Below are 19,002 nucleotides of genomic sequence, written 5' to 3'. Positions count from 1 at the left end.
CTGCACGCCCCCACACCCGTCAACACCTTTCTGCACAAAAAACCACTACTTTCAGCTAAGCCATTGAATCTCAATAACACTGCCAACAACTGCAAGCGCTCAGCCTGCGCCGAACCGGTCGGAAGCCGACGGCAGCGGCCTCACTTCCTGCAGTTTCTGGTAGTCGACATGGTCGTTTTCTTCGGCGTCGGTATAGATCAGATCGGCGAAAGCATGGTTCCAGCGGATGTCCTGATGCGAAAAGGTATGGCGCGCCACCATCGGTTGCACGGTAGTTTCGTCGATCCCGTTGATGGACAGAATCAGCTGCGCGCGAACAGCTGCCAACGATTCGGCGTCGTGCCCATATAAGGGACTCCCCTCCTCCAGCTTGTGCACCAGCGTCCAGCCGAGCACGAACATAGGATGCTGGTCGCGCACCAGTTCCAAGTCATGAAGCTTGCGGAAGCTCACGCCTTCTGCGCTGACTTCATGCTGCAACAAGCGCAAGCGGGCGCTGGCGTCGATGATCACATTATTTCTGGCATTGGCCGCGCGTAGCATCAGCGCGGGTTTGCCGTCCAACAAGCGCACAACTGGGCTATGGGTAAAAACGATACGCGCCCTGGGCCGCGAAAAGCGGGCGAAGGTGACGCCGGTGATCAGCGCGATGCTCATCATGCCGATGAAGATTTCCAGCATCGAAACCCAGTGGGCGTACAGGCTTTGCGGGTGCATATCGCCGTAGCCCACCGTGGCCAGCGTTTCGACACTAAAGAAGAAGGCGCCAAGGAAACCCGGCGGATATTGATTAGCGATGCCGCCCGCCTTCGCCTGGTAGAGGCCGGCGAACAATAGATTCAGCGCGATGAAAGCAGCGGCGATGAAAAGATAGAAGCGCGGCCAGCTGATGGTCATGCAGAAATGGTAGAGGTCTTGCAGGGAGTGGCGGGGCACGCTGTGAAGATAGACGCTGCGGCCCCCTACCTCTACGCGCCGAGCCGGCTTGTTACCGCGGGAAGTCATGAATGGCCAACCCGTTCTTGAGGTGGGAATGGCTGATTGTGTGAAGATCACGAACCGGAGTCAATGCCCCCGGCAATCGTCGGCGCCCTTGGAACGCGCGCAGTCCACCGGGCATCGCTTCTATATATTGCCAAGCGCGGCGGACATGAAACGCTCCCCTAGCTCAGCGACAACAGGGACACAACCCGGTAGCGGCTGACGCCGATCAGGGCCGGCACCAACTCATAGAAGTTGCGATATCCATCCGGCTGATTCAGACGGGCGTTGAAGTCGGAAACGAACTGACTAGCCCAGCTCTGTTCATTCATATGCGACAACTGCTCGATGGAGTGTTGCGCCTCTGCGATCGCGCCATTGATGGCCGCTCGGGTTTGCTGCAGTTGACCGATGGAGCGCACCACGCTTTGCAAAGCCTGACGTACTTGGGCGTGATCGTTTACCTTCCAGCGCTCCGGCTGAAAAGCCTCGGCCTCGGGCTGCAGCTTAAGCCGCTGCGGAATGCCGCCGGGGAAACGGATGCCCCCGCCGCGCACGGACATGCGCTCACTGAGCGCTCCCCATTGCGATTCCGGCACGCTGAACGCCAATTGCCCGTCTTCATTCATCTCAGCGCGCACGCCGCTGGCGGCGAGACCGCGATTGAAGCGGCGCAGAATATCTTCTTCGCCGGACGCTCCGCCCACTTGCACCGAGGCCGGGGCTACGCCGGACTCTCCGGTGGAGAACACCAGGGTTTCCACTTGCCCGCCGGACAAGGCCGCCAGTTCCAAGCCTTTGACGGTGAAGCTCTGGCGCGCGTCGGCGGCTAGATGGAAACGCAACTGTCCATCCAGGCTGCCGCCGCTAACGGTCTGGCGCTTGCACCACTGTTCGTTGAGTTGCTCCAACTGGCGCTGCAGATCGCCTTGATTCAGCTGGCGCTGAGTCAGTTCGCGGCTTAGCCCGGACTTAACGCCTTCCAGCTGATCGATCAGACCATCGACAAAGGACAATGCCTGCTGCGCCGAGGTCAGTTGCTCGTTGAGCTGAGCGCTATAGCGCCACCCCGAGGCCGGCGCGCCGCGCACTTGCGCGGCCGGTTGCGCCTGCGACGCAGGCGCGCGTTCAATCACGCTGGCGGCGGCGACCGCGCCGGCGTCCTTGCCCCAGCGTTTGCCGCTTTGTTTGACGTTGACGGAGGAAATCGGGGTGTTCATGCCGCTCTCGATCAAATCACGTCAAACAGAGACAACTGGCTGACGCGGCCATAGGCTTTTTGGCTGGCTTGCAACGCCATGGTGTAGCCGTTCATTTGAATGAAGGCGTCGGCGTAGTCCAGGCTGCCCAATTTGGTCATGGTCTGCTTATTGGAAAGGCTGACGTTATCGTGATTGAGAGCCAGCGTTTTCATGATGTTCTGCGTGCCACCCAATTGAGCGATCTTACTGGAGATGCCTTCCAGCGCCTTGTCGCTGGCGTTCATCGCGCTGCGGATGTCGGCGGCGACGGTCGGATCCTTATTGTCCAGCGCGGGGTCTTCCAGCCGGCCTATGGTTTTGTCCAGCTGATTGAGGATGTCGGCCATGTTTTCCAGGGTGACGTTGGAAGCCTGGGTAATGCCGTCGCCCACCACCACTTGCTGCTTATCCGTGTTGCCGGTGAAGCTGTAGCGACTGCCCGCCGGCTGAGCCGCGTCATAAGCAAGGGCGGCCACCGCCGGCTTGGAGCCGGAGAACATGTAGCGGCCTTCGGCGTCCTTGGTGTTGGCGGAGTAGAACAGGCTTTCGCGCAGGCTGCGCAGCGGCGTCGCCATCGCCTTGAGGTCGTCCACCGGCGGGTTGTTGGCGGCCGCGGTCAGCAGGTCCTTGGCGTCGCGGATGTCCAGGCTGATGCTATCCAGGATGGATTCGTTCTTGGACAGCGCGGAACTGAGCGCGCCGATGTTTTGCTGGTACTGGTCCAGCGCGGCTTCTTCGCGCTGCAAACGCAACAGGCGCACGCTGGCGATGGGGTCGTCCGACGGCGCCAACAGCCGATCGCCGCTGGACATGCGCTGCAGCAACTCGGCCAGCGCGGAGTTGCTGGTCTGCATCGCCAATTGCATGGTGGACAGGTATTGATTGCTGGAAACGCGCATGCTGTCTTCCTTACAAGATGGACAAGGTGCTTTCGAACAGCTGGTTCGCCACGCTGATCACCTTCATATTGGCCTGGTACATTTTCTGGAACTCCAGCAGGTTCATCGCCTCTTCATCGCGATTGACGCCGCTAGTGTTGTGCCAACTCTTTTCCGCTTCGGCGCGAATCACCTTGGCGCTTTCCAGACCGGATTTGTTCTGTTTGCTGCTAACCGCCAACTTGCCCACCATTTGCGAGTAAGCGTCTCCGATGGTGACTGCGCCGACGCCGGGCATGGTGATCTTTTGCTGTTGCAGTCCAATGACCGCCAGCAAGTTGCTATTGTCGCCGGGCTTGGCCGGATCGCCGGAGAAGCCTAATTCGGCGGAGGTGATGCCGCTGGTTTTCAGAATGCCGTTGACGCCGGAAGCGTCGTAGACGAACAACGGCTTGCCCGGTTGGCCGTTGCTGTCGTAGCCCAGCGCCAACTGGTCGTTGATGCGCTGAGCCACTTCGCTGGCCAGGGTCTTCACCTGGGCGCGCATCGGACGCACCGTCTGAAGCTCGTATTGATTCAGCCCGCCCAACTGGCCGCCGAGACCGTCGCCGGCCAGCGTGTATTTGTCCTTGGAGAAGTTCAGCGTCAGCACTTGGCTGCCGTCCGGCTGACTGGTATTGCTCAACGTAGCCGCCTGGGTGTCCGCCACCAGCGGCAGACCGGTCTTAAGGCTGACGTTTTTGCCGCCGTCCGGCTGCGACACCACTCGCACTTCCACCAGGGTGGACAATGCGTCTATCTGCCGGTCGCGCTCATCCTCCAAACCGGAGGTATTGGTGCCGACGGCCTTGCCGGCCGCGATCTTGGCGTTGAGATCGGCGATATTGGACGTTGAACTGTTGATCTGGGTGACCGTGGCGGAGCGTTGCTCGGCGATGGCCGCCAGTTGCGAGCCGAACACTTTGTCCAGGTTGTTGAAACGCTGCGCCAGCGCTTCGGCGCTGCGGATCACCGGATCGCGCATCGCGTCGCCGGACAGACTGGCGGCGCTGAGCGCCTGGAAGAACTGATCAAAGCCGGCGGACAGGCTGCTGCCGTCGCGGCCCATCACTTGCTCCAACTGGCCGAAGTAGGGATTCTGCGCCACCAGCTCGCCCTGGCTGGACGCCGCCTGCCACAGCTGCAGGTTTTTGAAGTCGTCGTTGAAGCGGCGCACCGCGTTGACCACCACGCCGGAGCCGGCGCTGTATGGGTCGCCGCTGCCGGGCATCAGCGCGGTCAAGACCACGCCCTGACGCGAGTAGCCCGGGGTCATCTGGTTGGCGATGTTCTGGCTGACGGCGTTCAGCGCGGCCTGGGAGGCGACGGCGCCGGTCAGCGCGTTGTCTATCATGCGCATGGCGGTTCTTACCTTTTATTCAGCGGCAGCAGGGGCGGCGCGAAAGCGGCCAGGCCCTGCGCGTCCGGCAGCGGGCCGGGGGTCTGTTTATCGCTTGCGACCGGCGCGTCGACGTTCTTAAGGTGAATATTGCCATCCTGATCCGGCAACAACTGGCGCAGGATGGCGTTGGCCACGCCGAACACCCGCTGCTTGGCCAACTGGTCCGCCACCGCGCCGTCGGCGAAATCCATCATGTCGCCGTTGATGGAATTGGCGAAGATGCTGTCTTCGCCGGCGATTTCGCGCGTGGTCTTGCGGATCTGCTTGAACATCTCGCGGACAAATTGGGCCTCGAACTGCTCCGCCGCGGCGCCGGCCTTGCGGCGGTACTCCGGCGAAGCCGGCTGCACCGCCGGCTCGTCCTTGGCGTCGGCCGGCATCGCCAGCGTGGCGTGTATGTTTTGGCTTTCCATCAGATCACCACCAGTTCGCCGTCGATCGCGCCGGCCTGATCCAGCGCCTGCAGTATCGCCATGATGTCGTCCGGCGTAGCGCCGGTGCTGTTCACGGTGTCGATGATGGCACGCAGGCTGGCGCCGGCCGGCCACTGGAACATGCGGCCGGAGCCTTGGTCCACGTTGACGGTGGAATTGGGGACGGTCGTGGTCTGGCCGTTGCTGAATGGTCCGGGCTGGCTGACGCTGGGGTTTTCCGAGATCACCACGCGCAGGCTGCCGTGGGACACTGCCGCCGGACGCACGGTGACGCCCTGGCTGATCACCACGGTGCCGGTACGCGAGTTGAACACCACTCGCGGCACTTCGCTGCCCACGCCGACGTTCACTCGTTCCAGCCGCGCGACGAAGGCGACGCGCTCGGTGGGATCCAGCGGCGCGCGCACCTGGATGGTGGTGGCGTTGCGCGTGCTGGCCACCCGGCCAAAGCTGGCGTTGATAGCCTTGACGATATTGGTGGCGGTTTCGAAATTAGGCCGGCGCAGGCTGAGACGCACGCTGTCGCCTTCTTCGAAATCGCTGGGAATTTCGCGCTCGATCGACGCGCCGTTGGGGACGCGGCCGGAGGTGGGCGTGTTGACGGTGACGCTGGAACCGCTCTTGCCCTGGGCGGACACGCCGCCCACCACCACATTGCCCTGGGCCAAGGCGTAGATTTCACCGTTGGCCGCCTTCAGTTGGGTGAGCAGCAAGGTGCCGCCGCGCAGGCTCTTGGCGTCGCCTAGCGAGGATACGGTGACGTCTATGGTCTGGCCGCGCCCATAGCCCGGCGGCAGGCTGGCGCTAACCATCACCGCCGCCACGTTCTTGACCTTGGTATCGGTACGTTCCGGCATTTTCAGGCCGAACTGCTTGAGCATATTGGCCACGGATTGGCCGGAGAATTTGACCTGGGAGTTGTCGCCGGTGCCGTCCAGACCCACCACGATGCCGTAGCCGATCAACTGGTTTTCGCGGATACCCTCCACCGTCACCAGATTGCGCAAGGGCTGCGCCGTCGCCAGCGTCGCCGCCAGCAGCAGCGTCCATCCCGTTATTTGCTTGATAAAACCGTGCATGATCCGCCCTGAATGATTCTGTGATTGCGCATACTCGACCCGAGGGCCGCATACGCGAACGGCGGACGCCTGTCAGCGCCCGCCTGTTGTCCCGCCCGGACTCCTCGCCGCCCCGCCGCTCAGAACGGCATCAGCGGGCTGGCGAAGAACTTCATCAACCAGCCAGGCTCGTTGGCGTCCGACAAGGCTCCGCGCCCGGAATAGCTGATGCGGGCGTTGGCGATGCGCAGCGAGGACACGCGGTTGTCGGTGTCTATGTCTTCCACCCGCACATAGCCGGCCAGACGCAGGAATTCCTCGCCCTGGTTCAGCACCAGCTGCTTTTCGCCCTTCACCTCCAGCAGACCGTTGCCCAGCACCTTGTGCACGACTACGGTCAGTGCGCCGGACAACATGTTCTGCTGGGTGGAAGTGGACGAGCCGTTGAAGTCGCGGCCGGCGTCCACGCCCACTTGCGCGCGGAAGGTGGTATTGCCCAGCAGCGACGGCGCGATGTTGGCGCCGGATTTCTTGCCGAAGCTGGTGCCGGCCTTCTTGCTGGCTTGAGTGGTTTCTTCCAACACCACGGTCAGCACGTCGCCGGGACGGAAAGCCCGGCTGTCCGAAGTCAGCGATTGCGCGCCCGCCACGGTAAACACGCCGCCGCCCTTGCCGCGCTGCGGCTGCTGCAGCAGTTCCGGCAAAGCGAATTCCTGCGTGGTCTGCGGCGGAATCGGCTGCGCGCAGCCGGCCAGCAGCAACGCGGACAAACTCAGGGCCAGCAGCTTCATCGTGCCGACTGTGCCAGGTACTGCATCATATTGTCGGCGGCGCTCAACACCTTGGTGTTCATCTCGTAAGTGCGCTGCGCGGCGATCATGTCCACCATTTCCTCCACCACTTGGACGTTGGAGCCCTCCAGCGAACCCTGCTTGAGCTTGCCCAAGGAGCCGGAGCCCGGCGCGTCGGTGGTGGCTTCGCCGCTGGCGGCTGTTTTCTGGAACAGGTTGTCGCCCAGCGCCAACAAGCCGGCCGGATTGACGAAGCTGGCCAGTTCGATCTGGCCGGCCGTTTCCAATGTGCTGCCGCTGCCGCGGGTGTAGCTGACCGCTCCGGTTTCGCTGATGGTCACCGAGGAGGCATCGGCCGGGATGGTGATGGACGGCTCCAGCGGCAGGCCCTGCGGAGTGACGATGGCGCCCTGGTCGTTGCGCTGCAGTTGGCCGGCGCGGGTGTAGCCGGTTTCGCCGTTGCTCATTTTCACTTGCAAAAAGCCCTGACCGACGATGGCCAGATCCAAGGACTGATTGGTAGTAGTCAGCGTGCCCGAGGTAAACACTTTCTGAGTGCCCACCAAGCGGGTACCGTTACCCAACTGCACGCCCAGCGGCGCAGTGTTGTCTTGGTCGGTCTTGCCGCCCGGCTGACGGTCCACTTGGTAGAACAGGTCCTCGAACACCATGCGGTCGCGCTTGAAGCCGACGGTGTTGACGTTGGCGAGGTTGTTGGCGATGGCGGTCAGACGCGCGTCCTGCGCCTGGATGCCGGTCTTGCTCACCCACATTGCTGGATTCATGTTTCGATTCCCCGATGGTTTGCGCCGTCGGCCTTGGCCGCGACGCTGTTATTGGAATGCCGGATCAGGCGCGCACCAGACGGTTGCCCGCCTCCACCATGTCGCTGGCGGAGTTGAACAAGCGCATCTGCATTTCAAAATTGCGGTTCAGCGTCATGGTGGCCACCATCTCCTCCACCGCGGACACATTGCTGCGCTCCAGATGCTCGCCCTGCACCTTGACGGTATCGTCGGCGGCCAGCACGCCGCCCTGGCGGCTGACCACCAGGCCGTTGGCGTCCTTGGCGATGTCCTGCGGCAGCGGCTTGACCAGCTTGAGCTTGTCTATGGGCAGCATTTCGCTTTCGCCGGCTGCCAATACCGAGATCACGCCGTCGCTGCCCACATGCAACTTGACGTAGTCCGGCGGCAAAGTGATCTGCCCGCCGTCGCCCAGCACCGGATGGCCGTTGACGCTCAACTTGCCGTCCACGTCCGCCACCATGGCGCCGGCGCGGGTGTAGGCCTCGTTGCCGTCCGGCCCCTGCACGGCGAAAAAGCCCTCGCCCTTCACCGCCACGTCCAGATCGCGTCCGGTCTCCACCACCGCGCCGCTGCGCACATCCACCGCATTGGCGCCGTTCTGGCTCAGGTGACGGGCGTCGTAGCCGTAGCCGGGCACCGTCTGACTAGTGCTGACGCCGATGTCGGCGCGGAAACCGCCGGTTTCGGCGTTGGCGATGTTGTTGGCGTGAATCTGCTGCGCCTTGAGCATGCGGTCGGCGCCGCTCATCGCGGTGTAGATCAGTGCGTCCATTTATCCTTGCTCCGCCTTACACCGCCTGCATCAGCGCCTGGATGGTTTGGTTTTCGGTGGAAATCACCTTGGTGTTGGCCTGGTAATTGCGTTGCGCGGTCATCAGGTCCACCAGTTCGGAGGTCATGTCCACATTGGACTGCTCCAGGGTGAAGGCCAGCAAATTGCCGGACAGGCCTGCGCCCGGACGCGAGTACACCGCGGTGCCGGAGCCGGCGGTTTCCACCCAGCTGGTTTGCGAGGTGGCTTGCAGCGCGGATTCGTTAGGGAAGTTGGCGATGGCCAAGGTGCCCACTACCTGCTTCTGGCCATTGCTGTAAGCCGCCACCACGTCGCCGTTGTCGTTCAGGCTGGTGCCGGTCATCGAGCCGGACGCGTAGCCGTTGCTGGCGTTCAGGGTCTGGCTGCTTTCGCCGGCAAACTGGGTGGTGCCGGTGTAATCGAGGTTCACAGCCAGCGGGGATGCGCCGGGAGGCGTGCCCAGGTTCAGCGCCACCGGCGCGGTGGGGCTGGTCAGCTTGCCGTCGGTGTCGAATGTGAGCGTTGCGGTGGTGGGCTGATCCTTGCCGTCCAGCGTATAGTGCACGGTGATGGTGTTCGGCCCGGTCTTGCAAAAGTACTGGGTCAGGTTGAGCTTGTTGCCCAAGGAATCGTAAACCGTGGACACCGCCGAGCTGTTGAAGGTGTTCTGCGACTTGTCGAACGGCACGGTCTGCACACTCCAACCGGCCGACATATTACCGACGTATTGCAGCTTGTCGCTGGCCTTGGCCGGTATGTTGCCGTTGGGGATCTTGATGTCGCCAAAGGCGCCCAGCGCGTTGCCGTCAGCCTTGCCGTAGCCCTGCACGCGACGGTTGAATCCGTCCACCAGGTAACCATCCTTGTCCGCGGTGAAGATGCCGACTCGCGAATAAGCCATGCCGCCGTTCAGGTCGCGGCTGACGAAGAAGCCGCGGCCGTCGATGGCGGCGTCCAACGGGCGGCCGGTGCGCACGGTGTTGCCGTTGCGCGCCATGTTTTGACTGTGGCCGACCACTTCCACTCCCATCGGCTGCGCGCCGGCGTAGGCCGCGGAAAAACTGGTGCGGCTGGACTTGAAGCCGTAGGTGCCGGTGTTGGCGATGTTGTTACTGATATTGCCCAGTTGGTTGTTGACGGCGTTGATGCCGGACAAAGCAATGTCGAAACTCATGGTCGCTCCAAAGTTTTAGGTGTCTTGAATCAGCGCTTCAGGCCTGGGTCTTGCCCAGCAAACGAGTAATGGCGGAAGCGGGGAATTCGCCCAGGCCGGCCAGCGTCAGCGTAGGCTCGCCGCCGTTGATGGGCAGGCGCACGCCGGACACGGTAGCCTGCATTTCAAGCCCGGCCTTGGACTTGGACGCAGTGCGCACTTCCAGCTTGTAATCACCTTCCACCAGGCCGTGCTTGCTTGGGTCCACGTTGAAATCGAATTCGCCGGCCGGGCGTTTGCCCAGCTCGATCACGGTCTCCTTGCCGCCGGCGTCGGTCAGCACCAGCGACACCTGCTGCTCTTCGCCGGACAGGGTCACGCGGCCGGACAAGGCGTCCTTGCCGCTCAGGTGCGCCTGATCAGCCTGCACCAGCACCTGGCGCCCCACTTGCGAGCCCAGCGACACGCCCTGCAGCTCGCGCAACATCAGCGCGTTGCCCTGCAATTGCTTGAGCATGTCGGCGGAGCTCTTCATTTGGCTCATCTGCGCCAGTTGGCTGACGAATTGCGAAGCGTCGGTGGGGTCCAGCGGGTTCTGGTTCTGAATCTGAGCCAGCAGCAGCTTCATGAACATATCGTCCATGCCGGGGTTTTGCCCGGCGGCCGGCGCCACGCCCGGAGGATTGGCGCCATTGGAGGCGGCGGATTGGCTCTGCTGTCCGTTTTGCGCGGCGTTCACGCTCATGCGTTGTCTCCCAGTTTCAGCAGATCCTGCTGCATGCCCTTGACTCGGGCCAGCACTTCCACATTGGTCTGGAACGCGCGCGAGGCCGACAGCATGTCGGTCATCTCCTCCACCGCGTTCACATTGGAATAGAAAACATTGCCGTCGGCGTCGGCCAGCGGATTGCCCGGCTCGTGCGCCTTGCGCACCGGCTCCTGGTTCTGCACCACGTCCAACACCCCCACGCTGGCGCCTCGCCAGCCGTCGAAGCCGTCGCCGCCGCGGTACTGAGTGGCGAACACCGGCTTGCGGGAACGATATGCGGCCTGCTCGCTGCCGGCGGCGGTGTCTGCGTTGGCCAGGTTGCTGGCCACCGTGTTGAGACGCACCGTCTGCGCCGTCATGGCGGAGCCGGCGATGCGGGAAATATCGCGAAAGGACATGGCTTACTGACCTGCTATCACTTTGGCCAGCCCGCGGAACTTCATGTTCAGGAAGGCGAGGCTGGTCTGGAATTCGGAAACGTTCTGCGCGAACTCGGCCTGCTCCACGCCCAGCTCCACGGTATTGCCGTCGCGCGCGGGATGGTTGGGCAGCCGGTATTGCAATTCACCGGACGGCGAATCCAGCGGAAACGCCGCGTCGTCCGCCGAAGCGGCCAAGGCTGTTTTGAAGTCGATGTCTCGCGCCTGATAGCCGGGCGTGTTCTCGTTGGCGATGTTGGACGCCAGAATGCGGGTACGCTCCGCCCTTAACTGCAAGGCAGCAGGGTGGACGCTCAATGCCTTATCAAGGTGGAAACCCATTGCCTAGACCCATGCGGTTCTCTACCATGTTTAAACATCGGCTATCTAATTCACATTAAATGGCCGCTCGATTGAAAAGCGATACTAATAACCGCACCCTCTCGCGTATACGGGATAATTACCAAGTCATCTTTAATGGGAATTTTCACACCCTATCGGCATCAAGCCGCGCCGCTATTGGCTGCGCTGCTCATTCTGTCCAGCGTTCCGGCGCTGGCAACCCCCTATCCGGCCGCCGCCGCAGTGGAGCAGACCGCGCGCGCGCTGCTGCTGAAAAAACTGGAAAAAGCCGGCCTGGAAGCGGCCCGCGTCAACATCAAAGCGCTGCCGCCGCGCGGCTTCAACGCCCCGCCCTGCCCCGAACCGGTGCGCGTCGCCGCGCTGGATGAACGCGCGCCCAGCCGCATGCGGCTGCAGGCGCGCTGCGACGCCGCCGGCTGGGACGCGGAATTCATCGTCCGCGCAGACATCAGCGCCCGCGTGGCGGTGGCGGCGCGCGACATCCCGGCGCGCAGCCTGCTGGACGCAGGCGATTTAGAATGGCAGGAGCGCCCGGTGCTGGACCCTGCCGACATGGTAGGCGCCAAGACCAAGCTGGAGGGCTTAAGCAACCGCACCGCGCTGCGCCAGGGCCAGCCGCTGCGGCTCAAGGCGCTGGAAGCCAGCCTGCTGGTCAAGCGCGGCGAGGAAGTGCGCATCGTGGCGCGCCATAGCGGCATCGAGGTAGTCGCCGCCGGCGAGGCGCTGGGCAACGGCCGCCAGGGCGAAATCATCCGCGTGCGCAACAGCGCCACCGGCAAGGTGATCCGCGCCCGCGCCAGCCAGCCGGGCGAGGTCAACCCGGTGGACTAAATACGCAAAAAGCCCCAAACAGGGGCTTTTTCTTGCGAGGGCGAACACCCCTGGAAACGGCTTACGATCTTGCAGGAATCGTCAGCCCGCGCCGCACCGCCGGCCGCGCCAGAAAGGCTTCCAGTACGCGCGTTACCTGCGGGAAGTCCGCAATCGACACCAATGCTCCGGCCTCGTAAAAACCAATCAGATTGCGCACCCAGGGGAAGATGGCGATGTCGGCGATGCCGTACTCCTCGCCCATCACCCACTGGCGGCCGCTCAAGCGTTGATCCAGCACCGCCAGCAGGCGGCGTGCCTCGTTCACGTAACGGTCGCGCGGGCGTTTGTCTTCGTAATCCTTGCCGGCGAACTTATGGAAGAAGCCCACCTGACCGAACATCGGACCAATGCCGCCCATCTGGAACATCAGCCACTGTATGGCCTCGTAGCGCGCGGCGGGATCGGACGGCAACAGCCGGCCGCTTTTCTCCGCCAGATACAACAGGATGGCGCCGGATTCGAACAAGGCCAGCGGCTTGCCGCCTGGGCCGGACGGATCGAGAATGGCGGGAATCTTGTTATTGGGGTTCAGCGACAGGAATTCCGGCGACAACTGATCGTTGCTGTCGGAGCTGACCAGATGCGCCTCGTACGGCAGGCCGGTTTCTTCCAGCATGATGGACGCCTTGACCCCGTTGGGCGTGGTCAGCGAATACAGTTGGATGCGATCCGGATATTGCGCGGGCCATTTACGGGTAATGGGAAAGGCGGATAAATCACTCATAAGCGCTCCATGAGTTTGCGGGTGGGTTGCGCGACCATGATAAGCCCGGTTTTTGCATTTGTCTTAAATCAGCCGCCAATCAAAGGCGAGATGTTATTGACGTAATAGCTGGATACACTGTTAAGCCGTGCCCATGGCCAACGCCGCCCAGCAATAAGACATTCATTCAAAAATAAATTTCCCTTCTAAATGATGTGGAATGTATTAGTTTGAAATGAGGTTGGCGTGCTCCACTGGCACTCCTGGATGGCAATTACAATGGAGGCAGCCATGCCCTTTTTTTCCGGAAAACTCAAGGAACAGCTCAACGAGCTGACCGGCCAATTGGACGGCCTGCGCGGCATGCTGTCCGCCATCGACCGCTCGATGGCGATGATACAGTTCACTCCCGACGGCATCGTCACCAACGTCAATGAAAACTTTCTACGCACCATGGGCTACCGGCGCGAAGAAGTCATCGGCAAGCATCACCGCATCTTCTGCGATAAAAACCATGTTTCCAGCGCCGCCTACGCCGAGTTCTGGCAAAAACTGAAGCGCGGCGAGCCGGTCAACGGCCGCTTCAGCCGCTACGCCAAGAACGGCGATGAAATCTGGCTGGAAGCCAGTTACACCCCGGTACTGTCCAGCGACGGCCAGGTCTGCGGCGTGGTCAAGGTGGCGTCCGACATCTCCGAGCAAGTGCATCAGGAGCAGAGCGATCAGGCCATCCGCCTGGCGATCAGCCGCTCGATGGCGCAGATCGAATTCGATCTGGACGGCAATATCCAGGACGCCAACGAAAACTTCCTCAACACCTTCGGTTATACCCTGGCCGAAATCCGCGGCAAGCATCACCGCATGCTCTGCGACACCGACTACGCCGCCAGCCCAGACTACGCGGAGTTCTGGCGCCAGTTGCGCCAGGGCAAGTTTTTCCAGGGCCAGTTCAAGCGCCTGAGCAAGAACGGGCAAACCATCTGGCTGGAAGCCACCTACAACCCAGTGTACGACCTGAACGGCAAGCCGGTGCGGGTGGTCAAGTTCGCCCAGGACATCAGCCGCCGGGTGCAGCAATTGCAGACCCAGGCGGAAAACGCCCAGTCGGCGGTGGAAGTCTCGGTCAATACCGAGCAGCTGTCGGTCAAGGGCAGCGCGGTGCTGGAACAGGCCGCCAGCGAAATCACCAAGGTGGCGTCCAGCGTGGAAAGCTCCTCCATCATCATCACCAAGCTGGGCGACAGCTCCGGTCAGATCGGCACCATCATCAGCACCATCAGCGAGATCGCCGACCAGACCAATCTGCTTGCGCTCAACGCGGCGATCGAGGCGGCTCGCGCAGGCGAGATGGGCCGCGGCTTCGCGGTGGTGGCCGATGAGGTGCGCAAGCTGGCCGAACGCACCAGCCAGTCCACCGGCGAGATTTCCGGCATCGTGCGCAGCATCCAGGAAGACTCCAAGTCCGCCATCTCTTCGATGCAGCAGGTGCGCGGCCTGGCCGACACCAGTTTGCAACTGTCCGAGCAGGCGCGCGACTCCATCGCCGAGATCCGCGCCGGCGCCAAGGAAGTGGTGCAAGTGGTGCGCGACGTGTCGGAGCTATTGCAGCAACGCGCTTGAACCACGTCGGCGGGCTAGGAAAGCCTTGATCCAAATCATGTCCGCGCCGGCCCCGGCGCGGCGATACTGAGACGCCCACACCTTTCCCGAGTCCGTGATGAAACACCCCCACCCCGCGGCGATGCTGGCTCAGGCGCCGCATCGCGCCGCCTTCCTGCCCGGCATGCTGTTCGCCATTCTGCTGCTGGCCGCCTGGAGCGCCGAACTCGCCAGCCGCTTGCTCGGCGTCCACGCCGCGCTGGCGGTGCCCTCTTCGCTTGCCCACGGTTTCCTGATGCTGTTCGGTTTCTTCCCACTGTTCATGACCGGCTTTCTATTCACAGCCGGCCCGCGCTGGCTGGGCGTGGAACCGCCTAGCCGCCTCATCTTTGTCGGCGTGCCGGCGTTGATGGTGACCGGACTGCTGCTGTGGCTGGCCGGACTATGGCTGGGCATCGCCTGGACGCTGACCGGCCACGCGCTGTACACCCTGGGTTTCAGCGGGCTAACGCTGACTTTCGCCTGCCTGCTGCTGGCTAGCCCGCAGCCGGACCGCCGTCACGCCTGCGCGGTGCTGGCCGCCCTGCTCTGCGGCGTGCTGGCGCTGCTGGCCGGCACTTACTGGCTGATCTTTCAGGATGGCCAAGCCTGGCTGTGGATGCGCAACCTTGCCTTGTGGGGCTTTCTATTGCCCGTGTTCCTGACCGTCTGCCACCGCATGCTGCCGTTCTTCTCAGCCAACGCGCTGCCCCAGTATCAGCCCTGGCGGCCGGGCTGGCTGCTGGCCGCCATGCTAACCGGCTCGCTGGGCCATGGCCTGCTGGACGGTTTCAGCCTACCCAGTTGGCCGCTGGACGCGGCGCTGGCCATACTGTTCGCCTATGTCAGCTGGCGCTGGCGGCTGGCGGCCGCGCTGCGGGTGCGGCTGCTGGGCATGCTGCACCTGGCTTTCGCCTGGCTGCCAATCGGTTTCGGCCTGTACGCGCTCAACGGCTGGCTGGCTTCCCCGCGTCTGGCGCTGGCGGCGCTGCACGCCGTCACCGTAGGCTTCTTCCTGACCATGATGATCGCCTTTGTGTCGCGAGTGACGCTGGGTCACTCCGGCCAGCCTTTGCAAGCCGGCCCCGGCTTGTGGCGACTCTACCTGGCCGCACACTGGCTGGCGCTGACTCGGGTAGCCACGGAAATGCTGCCCGGCGTCTGGTCCGGCTGGCTGTATGGGGCGGCGGCCATGGGCTGGCTGCTGACGCTGGCGGCCTGGGGCCGCGCTTTCATGCCCAGCTACTGGCGACGGCGAGCCGACGGCAAACCGGGTTGATCCTCTGAACTAGCCTTGTCCGCGCCGACGCAAATACTCCGGCACTTCATCGGCCGGCATCGGCCAGCCCAGCAGATAGCCTTGTACATAATCCACGCCCAGGCGCAGCATCAACTGCAAATCCGTCTCTTCTCCGATGCCTTCCGCCACAACTTGGATATTGCGATCCTTGGCCAGCCGGATGGTGGACTCGAGGATCTCTCTCGCCACGCTATCGCCGGCGGCGCCGGCCACCAGCGCGCGGTCTATCTTGATCGCGCTTACCGGCAGCTCGCGCAGGTATTCCAAACCGTTGTAACCGCAGCCCACATCATCCAAGGAAACGCGAAAGCCGGCCATTCGCAGCCGTATCACGTTTTCCAGTGCCTGATAGATGTTTTTGAGCCGCTGGGTTTCAGTCAGCTCCAGCGTCAGCAAGGCCGGCGCCATGCCCAATTCTTCCGCCGCCTCAGCCAGGCTGGACGGTAGTTCAGGGTTACAGAACTGGCTGGCGGTGAGGTTGATCGAGACCCTCAAACCGGACAAGGCCACTTGTCCGCTCCAACGGCGATAATCCTCCGCCGCGGAGCGGAAGATGGCAAAGAACAAGTCCTCGTCCAGGCCGTAATGCTCAAGGCCGGGCAAGAACGCAGACGGCTCCAGCAGGCCCAACTCGGGATGATGCCAGCGCGCTAGCGCCTCCACTCCCATGACTCTCAACAAACCCGGATCCGCCTGCGGCTGATACCAGGGCAGGATTTCTCCACGCCGCAGCGCCCGCTCCAACTCCTGCCGGTCAAACCTCGACGTAGCGCCGTCCCACGCCGGCCGTCGCGCCACCGTCTGCCACAACTTGCATAGCTGTTCCATGGACAAAGGCGTGTTCAAACTGCCTATCACCGGCAGATTGTGAAACGCCGCCACGCGATAAGCACCCATCAGCATGTCCTTGGACAGCGAACTGTTGAACACGATGGGCGGCACCGCTTGCAAGCCGGCCAGATGGCGCAGCAGCAGGATGCCGTCCATCCCCGGCATGTTGAGATCGCTGATCATCAAATCATAGCGATGCCGCTTAAGCTGTTCGAGCGCGCCGGCGCCGTCGCACGCCTCATCGATGCGCTCGATTCCCACTTGACGTAAAGCCTGGCTCAGGGCGCAGCGCTGCACATCGTGATCATCCACGATCAAGACCCGCATCGGCGCCGGGCCAGGTTTGGTGCTTATAGATTCCATGGCATGTTCTCTGTCCCAGTTGGAGCGCTATTCTCCTCAGCCGGCTCAAACTAAAGAAATAGGAAGATGCTGAATTTGCCGTGAAATTTTCAGACATCGATTTTTTACTATTATCAAAAGCGCATCAAACTTTGCCGCATGGCGCTGCGCTTTTGTTCTATATCACCATTGGGGGCCACCGAGGCGAAACTTCATCCCAATCAATCAAATAGCGCGGCAAACAACAAATTTCGCCTGGATTGACCCGAATTGAATGATCGCCACCGACGCCGCCGGCGGACCGCTATGCCGATCCGCCTCCCGCGCCGTTTTCCGGCAAAGTCAAGCAGGAGATCCGGCAATGAGAAGCAACCTTCCCGTGGATGGCACCGAGGTGTTCTTGCTACCCCACCGCCCCATCGTCACCAAGACCGATCTAAAAGGCCAGATCACTTACGCCAATCGCGCCTTCATCGACATCAGCGGTTTCAGCGAAGAAGAACTGATTGGGCAGCCGCACAATATCGTGCGTCACCCGGACATGCCGCAAGCCGCCTTCGACGACCTTTGGAGCACCATCAAGTCGGGCCGCCCATGGAAGGGACTGGTCAAGAATCGCACCAAGCAAGGGCATTTCTACTGGGTGGAAGCCTACGTCACGCCGATCTGCGAAGGCGGCCGGCCGGTGGGTTATATGTCGGTGCGCAGCGCGCCGTCCAAACAGCAGACCGCCGACGCCGAACAACTTTACGCCCGTGTCCGCGAGCGCCGCCAAGCGTTTCCGGAAACCCGTCACGCCGCCCCGCCGGCAACGGCCTGGCTTTTACTGTGCGCGCAATTGCCCGCTACGGCGCTGATCCTGGGCGGCGCGGCTAGCGACGGCGCCTTGCGCCTGACGCTGCTGGCGCTGGCGGCGACATGGGCCTTGACCGCCTCTTATGTGGCCGGGCGCTGGTTGGCGCGGCCGATAGACGCGGCGCGGCGCGCGCTGATGCGGTTGGCCGAGGGCGACTTCAGCGCCCAGATACCGGCCTCCGGCCCGCGCGAACCCCGCGCAGTGCTGGAGGAGATGGAAACCCTGCGCATCCATTTGCGCGCCATTCTCGCCGACGTCGTCGCCGGCGCGGAGGATGTCAGCGAGGCCGCCACCGCCACCCACGCCGAAGCCGAATCGTTGAACATCCGCGGCGAAACCACCTTGGAGGGCATCACCCGTGTGGCGGCCGCCTTGCAGCAGCTGTCCGTTTCGGTCAACGAGATTTCGCAGTCCACCCGCACCGGCGCCGAGTTCGCAGACCAGGCGACCGAACTGGCCAGCCAGGGCGAAGCCCAGATGAGCGACACCCGTCAGGCGGCTCAGGCGGTGGTCAGCGAGGTGTCCTGCACCCGCGACATCATCATCAAGCTGGAGCAATCGGTGGAATCGATCAATACCGTCACCGGCGTGATCAAGGACATCGCCAACCAAACCAATCTATTGGCCTTGAACGCGGCGATAGAAGCGGCGCGCGCCGGCGAGCAAGGCCGCGGTTTCGCCGTGGTGGCCGACGAAGTTCGCAAACTGGCGGAACGCACCGCCGGCAACACGCTGGAGATCGAACAATCGGTGTCCTTCCTGCGCGAACGCTCGCAGGAGGCGCTGGAGGAGGTGAAGGCGGCGGTGAACAAAGTCCACACCGCGGAGGAAACCATACAAGCGGCCGCCCAAGGGCTGGAAGCAATCCGCAACGCCAACGAAAAAGTGGCGGAATCCTCCTCCAGCGTGGCCAATATGCTGCGGCAGCAGTCGTCCGCCTCCACCGAGGTGGCCCAAAGCATGGAAACCATGAGCACGCTGACCGAACAGAACAGCCACAGCATCGCCGCCACCCTGCAGGTGGCGCAGAAGCTGCACACCACCGCCAGCGATCTGCGTCGCCTGGTCAGCCAATTCGAAAAACATATGTGACCGGCATCAACCATGCGACCGAATGGCATGTTTACGGAAAATTTCCATGCAAACAAGTTTTATTACACAAACCGTGAAAAATTAAGGAACTACTTGATACCCATTCTTTCATAACCGTTATTCGTCGCGACTCTATTGCACTGCACCATGACACCCGTCGCGACGAAGACGGCGCAGGCAGGCGGCCCATGCCGCCCGCCCGCGCTCCCTAAAAGCCTGTTCAAAGTTTCGTGAGCA

19 protein-coding genes are annotated in these 19,002 nt (G+C 62.5%); 4 read left to right on the top strand and 15 right to left on the bottom strand.

Going from position 1 to position 19,002, the window contains the following annotated elements; all coding sequences use genetic code 11:
• Positions 1 to 99: 99 nt before the first annotated feature.
• From MOV80_RS21795 to flgB, 13 genes are all read right to left on the bottom strand, one after another.
• The gene (locus tag MOV80_RS21795) at positions 100 to 1,005 is read right to left on the bottom strand and encodes an ion channel (RefSeq protein WP_107732397.1); all 906 of its coding nucleotides are present in this window, start codon (positions 1,003 to 1,005) and stop codon (positions 100 to 102) included.
• 158 nt (positions 1,006 to 1,163) lie between these two features.
• A complete protein-coding gene (locus MOV80_RS21790) occupies positions 1,164 to 2,201 on the bottom strand; it encodes a hypothetical protein (protein ID WP_162897087.1) in 1,038 nt (345 codons plus the stop codon).
• An 11-nt stretch (positions 2,202 to 2,212) separates the two neighbouring features.
• Positions 2,213 to 3,121: a flagellar hook-associated protein FlgL gene (flgL, locus tag MOV80_RS21785; RefSeq protein WP_107732399.1), complete on the bottom strand. Its 909-nt coding sequence runs from the start codon at positions 3,119 to 3,121 to the stop codon at positions 2,213 to 2,215.
• A gap of 10 nt (positions 3,122 to 3,131) precedes the next feature.
• Positions 3,132 to 4,499, bottom strand: coding sequence for a flagellar hook-associated protein FlgK (gene flgK / locus MOV80_RS21780; protein WP_107732400.1), 1,368 nt, complete (start codon positions 4,497 to 4,499; stop codon positions 3,132 to 3,134).
• Between the two features lie 8 nt (positions 4,500 to 4,507).
• Positions 4,508 to 4,954, bottom strand: coding sequence for a hypothetical protein (locus tag MOV80_RS21775; protein WP_019102957.1), 447 nt, complete (start codon positions 4,952 to 4,954; stop codon positions 4,508 to 4,510).
• On the bottom strand, positions 4,954 to 6,054 hold the full coding sequence (locus MOV80_RS21770; RefSeq protein WP_019102956.1) for a flagellar basal body P-ring protein FlgI: 1,101 nt from the start codon (positions 6,052 to 6,054) through the stop codon (positions 4,954 to 4,956). The genes MOV80_RS21775 and MOV80_RS21770 overlap by 1 nt, the downstream gene beginning before the upstream one ends.
• Positions 6,055 to 6,173: 119 nt before the next feature.
• Positions 6,174 to 6,824 carry a flagellar basal body L-ring protein FlgH gene (gene flgH, locus MOV80_RS21765; RefSeq protein WP_249605484.1) on the bottom strand — a complete coding sequence of 217 codons (651 nt, stop codon included), beginning with the start codon at positions 6,822 to 6,824 and terminating at the stop codon, positions 6,174 to 6,176.
• On the bottom strand, positions 6,821 to 7,609 hold the full coding sequence (gene flgG / locus MOV80_RS21760; RefSeq protein WP_081575546.1) for a flagellar basal-body rod protein FlgG: 789 nt from the start codon (positions 7,607 to 7,609) through the stop codon (positions 6,821 to 6,823). The genes flgH and flgG overlap by 4 nt, the downstream gene beginning before the upstream one ends.
• A 64-nt stretch (positions 7,610 to 7,673) precedes the next feature.
• A complete protein-coding gene (gene flgF, locus MOV80_RS21755; protein ID WP_249605483.1) occupies positions 7,674 to 8,405 on the bottom strand; it encodes a flagellar basal body rod protein FlgF in 732 nt (243 codons plus the stop codon).
• A 16-nt stretch (positions 8,406 to 8,421) separates the two neighbouring features.
• Positions 8,422 to 9,600: a flagellar hook-basal body complex protein gene (locus MOV80_RS21750; RefSeq protein ID WP_249605482.1), complete on the bottom strand. Its 1,179-nt coding sequence runs from the start codon at positions 9,598 to 9,600 to the stop codon at positions 8,422 to 8,424.
• 37 nt (positions 9,601 to 9,637) lie between these two features.
• Positions 9,638 to 10,324 (bottom strand): flagellar hook capping FlgD N-terminal domain-containing protein, encoded by a 687-nt coding sequence (locus MOV80_RS21745; RefSeq protein ID WP_107732401.1) that lies wholly within the window; start codon positions 10,322 to 10,324, stop codon positions 9,638 to 9,640.
• Positions 10,321 to 10,746: a flagellar basal body rod protein FlgC gene (flgC, locus tag MOV80_RS21740; RefSeq protein ID WP_019102950.1), complete on the bottom strand. Its 426-nt coding sequence runs from the start codon at positions 10,744 to 10,746 to the stop codon at positions 10,321 to 10,323. Before flgC ends, MOV80_RS21745 begins: the two co-directional genes overlap by 4 nt.
• Positions 10,747 to 10,749: 3 nt before the next feature.
• A complete protein-coding gene (flgB, locus tag MOV80_RS21735; protein WP_275897726.1) occupies positions 10,750 to 11,085 on the bottom strand; it encodes a flagellar basal body rod protein FlgB in 336 nt (111 codons plus the stop codon).
• A 159-nt stretch (positions 11,086 to 11,244) separates the two neighbouring features.
• On the opposite strand from flgB, the gene flgA reads away from it, so the two are divergent.
• Positions 11,245 to 11,961: a flagellar basal body P-ring formation chaperone FlgA gene (flgA, locus tag MOV80_RS21730; RefSeq protein WP_052052303.1), complete on the top strand. Its 717-nt coding sequence runs from the start codon at positions 11,245 to 11,247 to the stop codon at positions 11,959 to 11,961.
• A 61-nt stretch (positions 11,962 to 12,022) separates the two neighbouring features.
• On the opposite strand, the gene MOV80_RS21725 is transcribed toward flgA, so the two are convergent.
• A complete protein-coding gene (locus MOV80_RS21725) occupies positions 12,023 to 12,727 on the bottom strand; it encodes a glutathione S-transferase N-terminal domain-containing protein (RefSeq protein ID WP_249605481.1) in 705 nt (234 codons plus the stop codon).
• Positions 12,728 to 12,997: 270 nt separating this feature from the next.
• On the opposite strand from MOV80_RS21725, the gene MOV80_RS21720 reads away from it, so the two are divergent.
• Entirely contained in the window at positions 12,998 to 14,326 is a 1,329-nt protein-coding gene (locus MOV80_RS21720) for a PAS domain-containing methyl-accepting chemotaxis protein (protein ID WP_107733098.1), read from the top strand.
• Positions 14,327 to 14,423: 97 nt separating this feature from the next.
• Positions 14,424 to 15,623 carry an NnrS family protein gene (locus tag MOV80_RS21715; RefSeq protein WP_083860708.1) on the top strand — a complete coding sequence of 400 codons (1,200 nt, stop codon included), beginning with the start codon at positions 14,424 to 14,426 and terminating at the stop codon, positions 15,621 to 15,623.
• Positions 15,624 to 15,632: 9 nt separating this feature from the next.
• Here the strand turns inward: MOV80_RS21715 and MOV80_RS21710 are convergent, their stop codons facing one another.
• Positions 15,633 to 16,838 carry an EAL domain-containing protein gene (locus MOV80_RS21710; protein WP_019102944.1) on the bottom strand — a complete coding sequence of 402 codons (1,206 nt, stop codon included), beginning with the start codon at positions 16,836 to 16,838 and terminating at the stop codon, positions 15,633 to 15,635.
• A 340-nt stretch (positions 16,839 to 17,178) separates the two neighbouring features.
• Between MOV80_RS21710 and MOV80_RS21705 the strand changes: the two genes are divergently transcribed.
• A complete protein-coding gene (locus tag MOV80_RS21705) occupies positions 17,179 to 18,765 on the top strand; it encodes a PAS domain-containing methyl-accepting chemotaxis protein (RefSeq protein ID WP_019102943.1) in 1,587 nt (528 codons plus the stop codon).
• Positions 18,766 to 19,002 lie beyond the last annotated feature (237 nt).

The organism is Chromobacterium sp. IRSSSOUMB001 (assembly GCF_023507765.1).
GTDB classification, from domain to species: domain Bacteria; phylum Pseudomonadota; class Gammaproteobacteria; order Burkholderiales; family Chromobacteriaceae; genus Chromobacterium; species Chromobacterium haemolyticum.
Note: the sequence above shows the minus strand (reverse complement) of the source record. Positions and strands in the feature narration are given on the sequence as shown.